A 14,391-nucleotide genomic window follows, 5' to 3' on the forward strand; every position below is an offset into this window, starting at 1 on the left:
ACGTCAGCCCCCCACGGGCGAGTCCTCGGCCCGGGGCTCGGACGGCGCGGAGTCGTCCGGCGCGGGGGCCGCCTCCGGCTCCGCGAGCCGCTGCTCGACGCCCACGTTGCGGGCGAGCGACTTCGCCGCCAGCGCCCGCGTCGCCGCGTCGAACTGCTCGATCGAGGTCGGCTCGTCCGGACCCAGCAGATAACGCTTCAGCTCATGACGGGCTTCGGCCAGCCGGTCGGCGGACGGGTCCGCGACCGCGGCGAGCAGCTGGTCCAGCTCCTTCGCGCTGTTGGAGAGGATCACGGCGGCCCGTACCGCGGTGTTCTGCCGCTTGAACTCCTCCGCGCCCAGCTCGGCGGAGTCGGTGACCGCGTACGGCTTGCCGCTCGCGATGAAGTCCGACACGACGCTGGAGATGTCGGAGACCATGGCGTCCGACTCGTTGAAGCAGTCGTACAGGGCCGGCTCCGAGCCGCTGATGACCCGGTGCTCCCACCAGCCGAAGGAACGCCAGTACGCGCCGTTCCACTCGCGCCTCAGCCGCGTCAGCTCCGCCTGCCTGGCCGGGTCGGCCTTGGAGTCGCGCGACTCCTCCGCCTCGTCCCTGCTCGCGTCGGCCCCGCCGGACAGCTCGGTCAGCCGCGCGCCGATCCGGGCCAGCTCGGTCCGCGCCGCGCCCTGCTCCTCGCGGAGCCCGGCCGCGTCCTGGGCCCAGCGGGCATCGGTGGCGCGCTCCGCGGCGGCCTTCTCCACCAGCGCGATGATCCGCTCGTGGACGGCTTTCGCCTTGGCGCTGCGCGTACCGGTGAAGGGGTGCGGCTTGTACAGCACCCGGACGGGGCGCTCGGCCTTCAGCAGCCGCTTGACGATGTTCTCGCCGGCCAGCAGGAGCGAGGTGTTGCCGGGGCTGTCGTCCCAGCCCTCCCACGTGGGCGCGTACAGCACCGTGGGGACGGGGTTCTTCGTCGAGCCGCCGGCCGGCTCGATCGGCGCCAGCTGAGGACGGCCCACCTCGACGATGTCCTCGTCGCGCACCCCGACATCGGCCAGCGCGTACCGGTCACGTCCGGCCCGGCCCGCGGTCCACACCTCGTCGTACGCCTTGCTGTACGGGTTGACGCTGGCCAGCTTGTCGCTGTCGCCGTGCCCGATGAAGACATGCTTCATGGTCGGGACGCGCAGCATATGGATGTTCTTGCCGACGTTGGCCGCGTAGAGCGCGACCCGGACCGTCGAGAGATCCAGATTCATCAGATGCACGCCGCCGGGGACGCAGAGCACCGGCACGGCCGTCGGGACCAGCTGCTGGGCGATGACGCGCTCGCGCAGGACGATCAGTGGCCGTCCGTCGAGCTGCCCCATCGTCTCCAGCCACATGTTGACCTGGTACGCGGACTCCTTGGAGCCGGAGAAGTACAGCATCACGGTCGGCCGGTAGTCGGCCAGCCAGCCGTCCACCGCCTTGAGCACCTTCTCGGCGTTGGGCACGAGCCGGCTCGGCCGCAGATACGGCAGCAGCGCGACGATATAGCCGACGGCGAGGAGCACGCTGAGGCCGAGCCCGGCGTAGCCGTAGAGGTTGTCGCGGGCCTGGAGCGTGATGATCACGCCGACCATGGCGAAGATGTCCAGGTGGAGCATCTTCTCGGCGGAGCGGCTGAGCAGCCAGCGCGGCGGGGCGTTGGGGATCCTGATGGCGCCGAGGTCGATATTGCGGGTGACGACGGGCAGCCTGCGGCGCAGCCGGAGCAGGGTGACGATCGCGCCGTGCGGCGCCTGGAGCCCGTAGAACAGCAGCACGGCGACGACGGTCACATAGAAGATCCGGTCCTCACCGAGGCCCGAGCGCGCGACCAGGAGCACCAGCAGCATCTGCCGGATCAGGAAGCGGATCGACAGACCGGCCCGCACCTTGGCGAGCCGGTTCACCAGATAGCTGCCGCGCTGATGCAGATAGGTGTCCGCGAGATAGCTCACCGCCGCGGCCGCGGCGAAGAACCAGATGTTGGGAATTATCGCGGCGAGCATGACGCACGGGAAACTCAGACCCAGAAGAAGTGCGGCTGCCAGCTCTGATCCGCTGCCCACCCGGGCCAGGCGAATGGCTGTCGAAATCACGGAATACCTGCTCCAGACCGTGCCGGCTATAGGACCTTGCGACGAAAATGTGAAGAGAGGACTTCACGAACTCGGGCCTCCGTGATTCGCGCGTCGGCGACCACAGAGGCCCGTGTCAAAGATTGTCAAGAATTATTACACATCTTCCTGACGGTCCAGGACAGCGGCCAGAGCCTGCTCGAAGTCCGACGCCTCGGAGGCACCGCGGGTCGGGTCCTGCTGCCGTACGTCGATGACATGGCCGGTCAGCTCGGAGAGCAGCACATCGAGGGAGGTCCTGGCGACCGCCTCGGAGGAGAGAAGTGAGCCCTCCGGCTCCTGGCCGAATGCCTTGGTGCGCATGGGAGTCGCGGTGCGCTCCGGATTCACGCAATTCACTCGGATTCCCTCGCCGGCCCATTCGTCGGAGAGCGCCTGGGTCAGATTCACCATGGCCGCCTTCGTGGACGAGTAGAGGCTGTACTCCGCACGCCCCCGGGTGTAGCTGCTGGAGGTGTAGAGCAGCAGCTGGCCCTTGGTCTCCACCAGGTACTTGTACGAGGCGCGCGCGATCTGCACCGGCGCCAGATAGTTGACGTTCAGCGCTTCCTGGATGGTGGTGTTGTCCGTCTCGGCCAGCTTGCCGATGCGCAGCACGCCCGCGGTGTTGATCACGTAGTCGATCCGGCCGGTCTCGGCGTAGGCGCGCGACAGCGCGTCGTCGACATGCTCGGGGTTCTCGACATGCGTACCGGTGGTGGAGCGGCCCAGCGCGTACACCGTGGCCCCGAAGGACTCGGCGAGCTGCGCGATGTCCGCGCCGATGCCGTACGAGCCGCCGAAGACGACCAGGGTCTTGCCGGCCAGCAGCTCACGGTAGGAGTCGTCGGAGGACTGCTGCGGAGCGGCGGCGGAGGCCAGCTGGAAGAGCTTGTCGGCGATGAACACATCGACAGGCTGCGTGACCTTCATGTTGTACTCGTCGCCCGCGACGACATAGATCGGCACGTCCGGCAGGTACTTCAGCACCACCGAACAGTCGTCGGTGGCCTGGAAGTTGGGGTCGCCCGCGGCGACCTCGTACGCCCTGCGGACGGTGGAGAGCTTGAACGCCTGCGGGGTCTGGCCGCGCCGCAGCCGCGAGCGGTCGGGGACGTCCGTGATGAACTCGCCGTCGCCGCCGTGCGTACGGGTCACGATGATCGTGTCCGCGGACGGGATGGCGACATCCACGGCCTGGTAGCGCTCCAGCGCGTCCACGCAGTCCTTGATCACGCGATGCGACAGCAGCGGGCGCACGGCGTCGTGGAACAGGACGTTGCGGTCCTCGCCCTCCGCCAGGCCCTCGCCCAGGGCGGCGATGGCGCGCTCGGTGGTCTCGTTCCGGGTCGCGCCGCCCTCGATGATCCGGGTGACCTTGGTCAGTCCGGCCTTCGCGACGATCTTCTCCACGTCGGACACATAGCCCGGCGCCATCAGCACGATCACCTCGTCGATCGAGTCACTCCGCTCGAAGATCGACAGCGTGTGCTCGATGACCGCCTTCCCCGCGATCTTCAGCAACTGCTTCGGGATCGACAGGCCCACACGCTGACCGGTTCCGCCCGCCAGGACGACAGCGGTGGTGCGGGACTTCGTGGGCGACGCGGATGTTGCAGACACAGGACTGACCTACCTTGCGGGCTCAGAGGATGTAGCGATGGTCCCACCCGCGGCAATCCTCGTGCAAGGTGGACCACAACCCCGCGACACCGGTACGCAACCCCTGATTCACCTGCGAAGACCAGTACACCAATGGTTCGGTGCCAGGAGTCGTACGTGAAGGACACCACACAAGTTTCACGTCGGAGCACGGCTGCTCCCATATGAGAGCCTACGCGACGCGCCCGCGTCGTCACCCACCGCGACAGCGGTCAGCGGGCCCGTGCCTCGACGGGTCCGCGGGCCCGTCGACCCGCGGACCCGCGGACCCGCGGCTCTCTAGAAGGGGTGGAACTCGTCGTACGCGCGCTGCGCCTCGTCCCGTTCGGCGTCCCGGTCCCTGCGCCGCTGCGCCGCCGGACGGGGTGCCTCCAGACGGTGGTCCTCACCGCGGCGGCCGAGCATCTCCGCGCCCGCCATCATCGTCGGCTCCCAGTCGAAGACGACCGCGTCGTCCTCGGGTCCGATGGCCACTCCGTCGCCCGACCGCGCGCCGGCCTTCATCAGCTGCTCCTCGACCCCGAGCCGGCTGAGCCGGTCCGCGAGATAGCCGACGGCCTCGTCGTTGCTGAAGTCGGTCTGGCGGACCCAGCGTTCGGGCTTCTCGCCGCGCACCCGGTAGAGCCCGTCGTCCTCCAGGGAGACGGTGAAGCCCGCGTCGTCGACGGCCTTGGGGCGGATGACGATCCGGGTCGCCTCCTCCTTGGGCCTGTCGGCGCGGGACTTGGCGATGATCTCGGCGAGCGCGAAGGACAGTTCCTTGAGGCCCATATGGGCGACGGCCGAGGCCTCGAAGACGCGGTAGCCGCGCTTCTCCAGATCAGGACGGATCATCTCGGCGAGATCCTTGCCGTCCGGGATGTCGATCTTGTTGAGGACGACGATCCGCGGCCGGTTGTCGAGACCGCCGTACTGCGTCAGCTCCTCCTCGATCACATCGAGGTCGGTCACCGGGTCGCGGTCGGACTCCAGCGTGGCCGTGTCCAGCACATGCACGAGCACGGAGCAGCGCTCGACATGGCGCAGGAACTCAAGGCCCAGACCGCGGCCCTGGCTGGCGCCCGGGATCAGACCGGGGACGTCCGCGATGGTGTAGACGGTGGAACCCGCCGTCACCACACCCAGGTTGGGGACGAGCGTGGTGAACGGGTAGTCCGCGATCTTGGGCTTGGCCGCGGAGAGCACGGAGATCAGCGAGGACTTGCCGGCGCTCGGGTAGCCGACGAGCGCCACATCGGCGACCGTCTTCAGCTCCAGCACCACATCGCCGCTGCGGCCCGGCTCGCCGAGCAGCGCGAAGCCGGGGGCCTTGCGGCGGGCCGACGCGAGCGCCGCGTTGCCGAGACCGCCGCGGCCGCCCTCGGCGGCGACGTAAGTGGTGCCCTCCCCGACCAGGTCGGCCAGGACATTGCCGCCGCGGTCGAGGACGACCGTACCGTCGGGCACCGGCAGGACCAGGTCCTGGCCATCCTTGCCGGAGCGGTTGCCGCCCTCGCCCGGCTTGCCGTTGGTGGCCTTGCGGTGCGGGGAGTGGTGGTAGTCGAGCAGCGTCGTCACCGACTGGTCGACGACGAGGATGACATCGCCGCCACGGCCGCCGTTGCCGCCGTCGGGTCCGCCGAGCGGCTTGAACTTCTCACGGTGTACGGAGGCGCAGCCGTGGCCTCCGTTACCCGCGGCGACATGCAGCTCGACGCGGTCCACGAAGGTGGTCATGGGGATTGCCTCCAGTACATACGGAAATGTCATACGTCCAACACACGAAGGGCGGACCCGCTTCCCGTCACCGGGAAGTGAGGTCCGCCCTCGCGAAGAACCGTGCTACAGGCGCCTGATGCTCAGTGCTCAGGCGACCGGAACGATGTTCACGACCTTGCGGCCGCGGCTCGTGCCGAACTCCACCGCGCCCGCGTTCAGCGCGAACAGCGTGTCGTCGCCGCCACGGCCGACGCCGGAGCCCGGGTGGAAGTGCGTGCCGCGCTGGCGGACCAGGATCTCACCGGCGCTGACGACCTGACCGCCGAAGCGCTTCACGCCGAGCCGCTGAGCATTGGAATCGCGCCCGTTCCGAGTGGACGATGCGCCCTTCTTGTGTGCCATGTCTCCTCAGTCCCTTACTTCGCAGCCGCGGGGATACCGGTGACCTTGATCGCCGTGTACTGCTGACGGTGACCCTGGCGACGGCGGTAGCCGGTCTTGTTCTTGTAGCGAAGGATGTCGATCTTCGCACCCTTGTGGTGGTCCACGATCTCGGCCGTGACCTTGATGCCGTCCAGCACCCACGGGTCGCTGGTGACGGCCTCGCCGTCGACCACGAGCAGGGTCGAGAGCTCGACCGTGTCGCCAACCTTGGCAGTGGGAATCTTGTCAACCTCAACGATGTCGCCGACAGCAACCTTGTGCTGGCGACCACCGCTGCGCACGATGGCGTACACGCGGATCTCACTCTCGCTCGGAACGGAACCTCTGATGCCAGCCGCTCGCACGGACCGGGGCCCGTGGCGATTCCTGACAGGACGAGCGGCCTCCCCCGGGAATCCGGGAGGTGGGTGCTCAGAGGTGGGCGCGCTTAGGAACACACCGAAGGTTTAGAGTACGGGGCCCCTGTACAGGGGGTCAAACCAGCTCCCCGCGCCCCCGGCGCCGTACGGGCTCACGCGTGGCCCGTACGGCGACCGGGGACGATGGCGTCAGTCCTCCGTGGAGGCGGTGACGCCGGAGGGCGTCATACGCTCGGCCGCCGCGGTCTTCTTCGTCGTCGACTTGGCCGTCTTCTTGGCCGTCGTCTTCTTCGCCGCGGTCTTCTTGGCCGTCGTCGTCTTCTTGGCGGCCGTCTTCTTGGCCGTCGTGGCCTTCTTGGCGGTCTTGCGGGCCGCCTTCTTGGCCGGGGCCGCGGGCTCCTCGGTGGCCGGTTCCTCGGCCTTCGCGGGTTCCTCGGCCTTCGCGGGCTCGTCGGCCGGGGCCGGCTCCTCTGCCCTGGCCGTCTCCACGACGACGATCGCCGTGTCCTCCGCGCCCGAGGGCGAACCGGCCGGAGCGGTGACCTTACGGGTCGCCCTGCGGCGCGCCCTGGGCGGAGCCGCGACCGGCGCCTCTTCGGCGGCGGGCGCCTCGGCCGGGGCCGACTCGGCGACGGCCGGCTCGGCCACCACTGGCTCGGGCTCGGCGGACACCGGCAGGACCACCTCGGCGGCGGTCTCCGCGTCGGCGGCCTTCGGCGAACCGGCCGGGGCCGTCGCCTTGCGCGTGGCCCGGCGGCGCGTACGCCCCTTGGGGGCCGCCTCCTCGGCGGGCGCCTGAGGCCCGGCGGCCGGAGCCACGTCCGGCGTCACGTCCGGTGCCGACGTCTCCACCGGCGCCTCGACACGCGTCTCGGCGGCCGGGGCCTCGGTCCTGGCCGCCTGCGCCGGCGCCTGCTCCGGCTCCGCGGTCCTCGGCGACCCCGCCGGGGCGGACGCCTTGCGGGACGCCCGGCGGCGCGAACGGCCGCGTACGGACGCCTCCGCCTCCGCCACGCTGCTGAACAGCTCCTCGTCCGGCGCGAACGTGTCGGACAGCGGCTCGGCGAGTGCGACCGGGGCCGCCACCTCCGCCGCCACCTCGGCCTCGGTCTCGGCCTCCGCCGCGATCTCGATGTGCTCGTGCTCGTGCTCCGTACCGGCCGCGCCGCCGCGACCGCGCTTCTTCGAGCGCTTGCCGTTGCCACCGCCACCGGCCGCCGTGGGCTGCTCCATGTGCACGATCACACCGCGACCGTTGCAGTGGACACAGGTCTCGGAGAAGGACTCCAGCAGGCCCTGGCCGACCCGCTTACGGGTCATCTGCACCAGACCCAGCGAGGTGACCTCGGCGACCTGGTGCTTCGTACGGTCCCGGCCCAGGCACTCCAGCAGCCGCCGCAGCACCAGGTCCCGGTTGGATTCGAGCACCATGTCGATGAAGTCGATGACGACGATGCCGCCCAGGTCGCGCAGCCGCAGCTGGCGCACGATCTCCTCGGCCGCCTCCAGGTTGTTCCTGGTGACGGTCTCTTCGAGGTTGCCGCCCTGCCCCGTGAACTTCCCGGTGTTGACGTCGACCACGATCATGGCCTCGGTCTTGTCGATCACCAGCGAACCACCGCTGGGCAGCCAGACCTTGCGGTCCAGCGCCTTCATCAGCTGCTCGTCGATGCGGTACGTCGCGAAGACGTCGACCTCGCTCGTCCAGCGCGACAGCCGGTCGGAGAGGTCGGGCGCGACATGCGCGACATAGCCGTGGATGGTCTGCCACGCGTCGTCACCGCTGACGATGACCTTCGAGAAGTCCTCGTTGAAGATGTCGCGGACGACCCGGACGGTCATGTCGGGCTCACCGTAGAGAAGCGTCGGGGCGTTGCCGCTCTTCGACTTCTTCTTGATGTCCTCCCACTGCGACTGGAGCCGCTCGACATCGCGGCGCAGCTCGTCCTCGCTGGCGCCCTCGGCGGCCGTACGGACGATGACGCCCGCGTCCTCGGGGACGATCTTCTTCAGGATGGTCTTCAGCCGGGACCGCTCGGTGTCGGGCAGCTTGCGGCTGATGCCGGTCATCGAGCCCTCGGGCACATAGACCAGATAGCGGCCGGGCAGCGACACCTGGCTGGTCAGACGCGCGCCCTTGTGGCCGATCGGGTCCTTCGTGACCTGTACGAGCACCGACTGGCCGGACTTGAGCGCGGTCTCGATCCGGCGCGGGCCGTTGGCCATGCCCAGCGCCTCGAAGTTGACCTCACCGGCGTACAGGACGGCGTTGCGTCCCTTGCCGATGTCGACGAACGCGGCCTCCATCGACGGCAGTACGTTCTGGACCTTGCCCAGATACACATTGCCGACGTAGCTGGTGGCCTGCTCCTTGTTGACGTAGTGCTCGACGAGCACGTTGTCCTCAAGGACGCCGATCTGGGTGCGCTCACCGTTCTGGCGGACGACCATCACGCGCTCGACGGCCTCACGGCGCGCCAGGAACTCCGCCTCGGTGATGATCGGCACCCGGCGGCGGCCCTGCTCGCGGCCCTCGCGGCGGCGCTGCTTCTTGGCCTCCAGACGGGTCGAGCCCTTGATGGACTGCACCTCGTCGGAGCCGGTGCCCAGCTCGCGCTCTTCCTTCTTGCGCGGCTCGCGGACCTTGACGACCGTACGCTCCGGGTCGTCCCCGCCGGACTCCGCCTCGGAACCGCCGTCACCACTGCGACGGCGCCTGCGACGGCGGCGCCGGCTGCTGGAGGAGCCGCCGCCCGAGGGGGCCTCGGACTCTTCGTGGTCCTCGTCGTCCTCGTCGTGTTCGGCCCGCTCGGCCCGCTCGCCGTCCTTGCCGGTGTCCTCGTCCTCGGCATGGGCCCCGGACTCGTCCTGCTCGTCCGTGGTGTCCTCGGCGTCCGCGGACTCGCCGCGGCGACGGCGACGGCCGCCCCGGCGGCGACGACGCGACGGACGGTCCTCGTACTCGTCCGAGTCGTCACCCTCGGCGGACTGCTCCGTGTCGGGCTCGGCCGCGGTCTCCTCTGCGTGCTCCCGCGGCGCCTCCGTGGCGGCCCGAGGGGCCTCCACGGGCTCGGCGGGCTCGCCGCGACGGCGGCGCCGGCGACGGCCCGAGGGCTCGGGAGCGGCGACGGGCTCGGGCACCGCCGCGGCCTGTGTCTCTTCCTCGGTCTCGTCGAGGTCTTCTGCGTCGTCCACCGGCGGGACGGCGGCGGCCATGGCGGCGGCCGTCTCCGGGGTCTGGAACATCGGCTCGGTGAAGACGGGCGCGCGGAAGACGGCCACGGCGGGCCGGGTGGCGCGGCGACGCGAGCGCTCGGGCGCCTCGGTCTCGCTCTGCGCGGCCTTGGGCGCGGGCTTCTCCTCGACGCCGGTCTCCGGCGCGGCGGCGCGGCGGCGCGTACGGCCGCGGGTGGCGGCCTGCTCGGCGGCCTCGACCTCGGTCTCGTCGGCGGTGATCTGCGCGACGGTGGCCTGCGGCAGGCTCTCGCCCGCCGAGGCTCCGTTGCCGTTGCCGTTGGCGCTCACGTCCGCTTCGGGCGCGGGCGCACCGGCGGGCGCGGTGGCCTTGCGGGTGGCGCGGCGGCGCGTACGGCCGGCCGGCGCGGTCTCCTCGGCGGGGCTCTCCTCGGGGGCCTTGACGGCCTCAGGAGCCTCGGGGGCGGCGGCCTCGACGGCGACGGGCTCGGGAGCGGCGGTCTTACGGGTGGCACGGCGGCGCGCACGCGGCGCGGCGGCCACCGGCTCCTCCTCCGCCACAGCGGGCTCCACGGCCTCGGGTGCCACAGCGGCCTCGACCGGCTCGACCGTCACCTCAGGAGCGGGAGCTGCGGTCTTACGAGTCGCACGACGGCGCGCACGCGGCGCGGCGGCCACCGGCTCCTCCTCCGCCACAGCAGGCTCCACGGCTTCAGGCGCCACAGCGGCCTCGACCGGCTCGACCGTCACCTCAGGAGCGGGAGCTGCGGTCTTACGGGTCGCACGACGGCGCGCACGCGGCGCGGCGGCCACCGGCTCCTCCGTCACGCCTGTCCCGTCGCTCGCTGCCGCCCCCGCGGCCTCGGCGGCCGGTACGGCCCGCGCGACAGTCTCCGTCACGGTCCGAGTGACGCCCGTGGCGCCCTCGGCCCCCGCGGCAGCGGCGGGCGGGCCCGCCGGGCGGGACGCGGCGCGGCGCCTGCGGCGCGGCGGCAGCGTATCGCTTGGTGAGTTGTTCTCTTCGTTGTCGGTGTCCCCGGGGGTACCGGGTTCAGTGGGCTCAAGCATGCGGGGGGTTCTCCCGTCACGCTCCCGGGCGCCACGCCTGATTCCGGTCCGGCCGCGGCTCGCGCGGTGCGCGAATGCCGCCGTCCGGGGCGCGGGCGCCGCACGGGAGCTGTTATGTCTGGCTCGCCGGTTCCCTACGCGATGTACGTACGGCCTGGCGAAAGTCTTCTGGTCAGTGCGCCGCCCGACCCAGGTGGCTCCCGAGTCCCAGGGCTGCGCTACAACGACCGCCCTACGCGGTACCCGCACCTTCCGGCGCCTTCGCGGCGGCGGGTCCGGCGGCCTTGGGTGGGGCGGGCCGGGCTGCCTCGCGGTCGGGCGCGAGCGGATCGGTCACCGTTCCGGACTCCTCGTCGAAGAGCCCCTGCGCCAGCCTGGTCACCGCTGCGGGGACCGGCGGCGCCAGGTCGGCCACAGCTCGGAGACCGGACAGGACGTCGTCGGGTCGCACGGCAGGTGTCACGTGCCGAACAACCAGCCGCAGTATCGCACAGGGCCCGTCCCCCGGCCTATCAGGCTGTGGACGGGCCACCTCCAGCGCGGCCACGGCGGCCCGCGCGTCGAAGGTGCGCAGTCCGTTCTTCGTACGGCGCTCCACCTCGACAGATTCGGCGGCGAGGAAGGCGGACACGGCGTGCCCGGCCTCCTCCGGTCGCACGCCGTCCAGCCGCAGCTCCCATACGGAAGCGGTCAGCCGGTCGGCGAGCCCCGATGTACGTGCCTCGACAGCGTCGATGATGTCCAGGCCGGCCGGCAGCGACTCGTCGAGCAGCTCACGCAGCTTGTCCGGGTCGCACACCTCCACCAGGGCGATCTCCAGGAACTCGGCCTCACTGCCCGTGCCGGTGGGTGCGGCATTGGCGTACGACACCTTCGGATGCGGAGTGAACCCCGCCGAGTACGCCATGGGCACCTCGGCGCGGCGCAGCGCCCGCTCGAAGGCGCGCTGGAAGTCACGGTGGCTGGTGAACCGGAGGCGGCCGCGCTTGGTGTAGCGCAGTCGAACGCGCTGCACCGCCGGTGCGGGTGGCGGGCCTTCGGGCTGTCGCTTGCCCAGTGGTTCTTCTCCTCGGTGCGGGCGGTACGCGGTGACGCGCCGCCCTCGGACGTGGGGCTGGCCCCGGGTCCCGGCTCAGCCCCGCTTTCGCGGGGAGATCTCGGGTGCGGGGTACGCGCCGGGGACAATCGTTGTACTACCCAGAGTACGCGTACGGCCCTCCCACGGTTCCCCGCCCTCGGATGGACGGGGTCCCGCCCACCGGCGCCCGCCCGGGGCCGGGGCCGGGGCGCCTCAGGCGCCCGTCCGGATCCAGTAGCGGAGCTTTCCGCCGCGCTGGTCCTCCAGTACCCCACCGGCCGCCTCGATCACCTTCCGCGACGGAACATTGGTGGTGTCGCAGGTGACCAGGACGGATGCGAGGCCGATGGCACGGGCGACGGGCAGGGACGCGGCGAGCATGGCGGTCGCGTGGCCCTGCCGCCGCGCGGTGGGACGTACGGCATAGCCGATATGGCCGCCCAGCTCGCGCAGGAACGGGTTGAGCCGGTGGCGGATGGCGAGACGTCCCAGAAAGGTTTCGCCCTCGACGTACCAGAGTGTGGTGTTGGGCACCCACCCCTCGATCCGCGGGGTCTCCTCCAGCGGCTCGGCGTTGAGCCGCGCCACATACGCGGCGAAGACCTCGGGCCGGTGCCAGGTCCCGCCGAACTCCTCCATCTCGTGCAGGAGTAACGAGCGCTCGTCCGCGCCCTCCGCGACGAACTCCTTCATGGCGTCCAGGAAGGAGGCATGGATCCGGATGTCAGGAGCGATGAGCTGCGGCATCAGCCCATTGTGCAGGCGCGCGGCGCGGCCCGGCCACGGAAGAACCGCCGCCGGGCGCGCCCTCCGGCGCTACGTCGCGCTCGCCGCTACTTGACGACGGTGAGCGGCAGCAGCTTCTTGCCCGTGGGGCCGATCTGGATCTCGGTATCCATCTGCGGGCAGACACCGCAGTCGAAGCACGGCGTCCAGCGGCAGTCCTCGACCTCGGTCTCATCGAGCGCGTCCTGCCAGTCCTCCCAGAGCCAGTCCTTGTCGAGACCGGAGTCCAGGTGGTCCCAGGGCAGGACCTCCTCGTACGTACGCTCGCGCGTCGTGTACCAGGCGACGTCCACGCCGAGCTCCGGCAGCGCCTTGTCCGCGCAGGCCATCCAGCGGTCGTACGAGAAGTGCTCACGCCAGCCGTCGAACCGGCCGCCGTCCTCGTACACCGCGCGGATGACCGCGCCGACGCGCCGGTCGCCGCGCGAGAGCAGGCCCTCGACGATGCCGGGCTTGCCGTCGTGGTAGCGGAAACCGATGGAGCGGCCGTACTTCTTGTCGCCCCGGATCTTGTCGCGGAGCTTCTCCAGACGGGCGTCGGTCTCCTCGGCGCTGAGCTGCGGCGCCCACTGGAACGGGGTGTGCGGCTTGGGTACGAACCCGCCGATCGAGACCGTGCAGCGGATGTCGTTCTGGCCGGACACCTTGCGGCCCTCGGCGATGACCCTGACCGCCATGTCGCCGATCTGGAGGACGTCCTCGTCGGTCTCGGTGGGCAGACCGCACATGAAGTACAGCTTCACCTGCCGCCAGCCGTTGCCGTACGCGGTGGAGACCGTACGGATCAGGTCCTCCTCCGAGACCATCTTGTTGATGACCTTGCGCAGCCGCTCGGAGCCGCCCTCGGGCGCGAAGGTCAGCCCGGACCTGCGGCCGTTCCTGGTCAGCTCGTTGGCCAGATCGACATTGAACGCGTCGACGCGGGTGGACGGGAGGGACAGGCCGACCTTGTCCTCCTCGTAGCGGTCCGCGAGCCCCTTGGCGATGTCGCCGATCTCGCTGTGGTCGGCGGAGGAGAGCGAGAGCAGCCCGACCTCCTCGAAGCCGGTCGCCTTCAGCCCCTTCTCGACCATCTCGCCGATTCCGGTGATGCTGCGCTCGCGCACCGGGCGGGTGATCATGCCCGCCTGGCAGAACCGGCAGCCGCGCGTGCAGCCGCGGAAGATCTCCACGGACATCCGCTCGTGCACGGTCTCGGCGAGCGGCACGAGCGGCTGCTTCGGGTACGGCCACTCGTCGAGGTCCATCACGGTGTGCTTGGACACCCGCCACGGGACACCGGACTTGTTCGGTACGACACGGGCGATACGGCCGTCCGGAAGGTACTCGACGTCGTAGAAGCCGGGGACGTACACGCCGCCGGTCTTCGCGAGCCGGAAAAGGACCTCCTCGCGCCCGCCGGGGCGGCCCTCCGCCTTCCAGGCCCGGATGATCTCGGTGATCTCCAGCACGGCCTGCTCGCCGTCGCCGATGACCGCGCAGTCGATGAACTCCGCGATCGGCTCGGGGTTGAAGGCGGCATGGCCGCCGGCCAGCACGATGGGGTGGTCGACGGTACGGTCACGGGCCGCGAGCGGGATGCCCGCGAGGTCCAGGGCGGTGAGCATGTTGGTGTAGCCCAGCTCGGTGGAGAAGCTCAGCCCGAAGACGTCGAAGGCGCCGACCGGCCGGTGGCTGTCCACCGTGAACTGCGGGACCCGGTGCTCGCGCATCAGCTCTTCGAGATCCGGCCAGACGCTGTACGTACGCTCGGCGAGCACGCCCTCGCGCTCGTTCAGTACCTCGTAGAGGATCATGACGCCCTGGTTGGGCAGCCCGACCTCATAGGCGTCCGGGTACATCAGTGCCCAGCGGACATCGGTGGAGTCCCACGGCTTGACCGTGGAGTTGAGTTCACCACCGACGTACTGGATCGGCTTCTGCACATGCGGGAGCAGGGCTTCGAGCTGCGGGAAGACCGATTCGGCAGACATC

Annotated in this window: 9 protein-coding genes; all 9 read right to left on the reverse strand. The window is 70.5% G+C overall.

Annotation, left to right across the window (positions count from 1 at the left end):
- Positions 1-3: 3 nt before the first annotated feature.
- Positions 4-2,109 (reverse strand): hypothetical protein, encoded by a 2,106-nt coding sequence (locus tag ACFRMN_RS02140; RefSeq protein ID WP_383011847.1) that lies wholly within the window; start codon positions 2,107-2,109, stop codon positions 4-6.
- A 135-nt stretch (positions 2,110-2,244) separates the two neighbouring features.
- Complete coding sequence (locus ACFRMN_RS02145) at positions 2,245-3,750, reverse strand: D-ribitol-5-phosphate cytidylyltransferase (protein ID WP_383011850.1); 1,506 nt, start codon at positions 3,748-3,750, stop codon at positions 2,245-2,247.
- A 318-nt stretch (positions 3,751-4,068) separates the two neighbouring features.
- Positions 4,069-5,505 (reverse strand): GTPase ObgE, encoded by a 1,437-nt coding sequence (obgE, locus tag ACFRMN_RS02150; RefSeq protein WP_383011853.1) that lies wholly within the window; start codon positions 5,503-5,505, stop codon positions 4,069-4,071.
- Positions 5,506-5,634: 129 nt separating this feature from the next.
- Positions 5,635-5,889, reverse strand: coding sequence for a 50S ribosomal protein L27 (rpmA, locus tag ACFRMN_RS02155; RefSeq protein WP_249949347.1), 255 nt, complete (start codon positions 5,887-5,889; stop codon positions 5,635-5,637).
- A 14-nt stretch (positions 5,890-5,903) separates the two neighbouring features.
- Positions 5,904-6,224: a 50S ribosomal protein L21 gene (rplU, locus tag ACFRMN_RS02160; protein ID WP_030352366.1), complete on the reverse strand. Its 321-nt coding sequence runs from the start codon at positions 6,222-6,224 to the stop codon at positions 5,904-5,906.
- A 255-nt stretch (positions 6,225-6,479) separates the two neighbouring features.
- Positions 6,480-10,553: an Rne/Rng family ribonuclease gene (locus ACFRMN_RS02165; protein WP_383011856.1), complete on the reverse strand. Its 4,074-nt coding sequence runs from the start codon at positions 10,551-10,553 to the stop codon at positions 6,480-6,482.
- A 232-nt stretch (positions 10,554-10,785) separates the two neighbouring features.
- Positions 10,786-11,568 (reverse strand): TIGR03936 family radical SAM-associated protein, encoded by a 783-nt coding sequence (locus ACFRMN_RS02170; RefSeq protein ID WP_383011859.1) that lies wholly within the window; start codon positions 11,566-11,568, stop codon positions 10,786-10,788.
- Positions 11,569-11,844: 276 nt separating this feature from the next.
- On the reverse strand, positions 11,845-12,378 hold the full coding sequence (locus ACFRMN_RS02175) for a GNAT family N-acetyltransferase (protein WP_383011862.1): 534 nt from the start codon (positions 12,376-12,378) through the stop codon (positions 11,845-11,847).
- Between the two features lie 86 nt (positions 12,379-12,464).
- A complete protein-coding gene (locus ACFRMN_RS02180; RefSeq protein WP_383011865.1) occupies positions 12,465-14,390 on the reverse strand; it encodes a TIGR03960 family B12-binding radical SAM protein in 1,926 nt (641 codons plus the stop codon).
- Position 14,391 lies beyond the last annotated feature (1 nt).

It is taken from the genome of Streptomyces sp. NPDC056835, from assembly GCF_042789485.1.
Lineage (GTDB): Bacteria > Actinomycetota > Actinomycetes > Streptomycetales > Streptomycetaceae > Streptomyces.

Coding starts and splice junctions, on each gene's coding strand:
- ACFRMN_RS02165 (WP_383011856.1), bottom strand. CDS start 10,553: ATGCTTGAGCCCACTGAACCCGGTACCCCCGGGGACACCGACAACGAA.
- rpmA (WP_249949347.1), bottom strand. CDS start 5,889: ATGGCACACAAGAAGGGCGCATCGTCCACTCGGAACGGGCGCGATTCC.
- ACFRMN_RS02180 (WP_383011865.1), bottom strand. CDS start 14,390: ATGTCTGCCGAATCGGTCTTCCCGCAGCTCGAAGCCCTGCTCCCGCAT.
- obgE (WP_383011853.1), bottom strand. CDS start 5,505: ATGACCACCTTCGTGGACCGCGTCGAGCTGCATGTCGCCGCGGGTAAC.
- ACFRMN_RS02175 (WP_383011862.1), bottom strand. CDS start 12,378: ATGCCGCAGCTCATCGCTCCTGACATCCGGATCCATGCCTCCTTCCTG.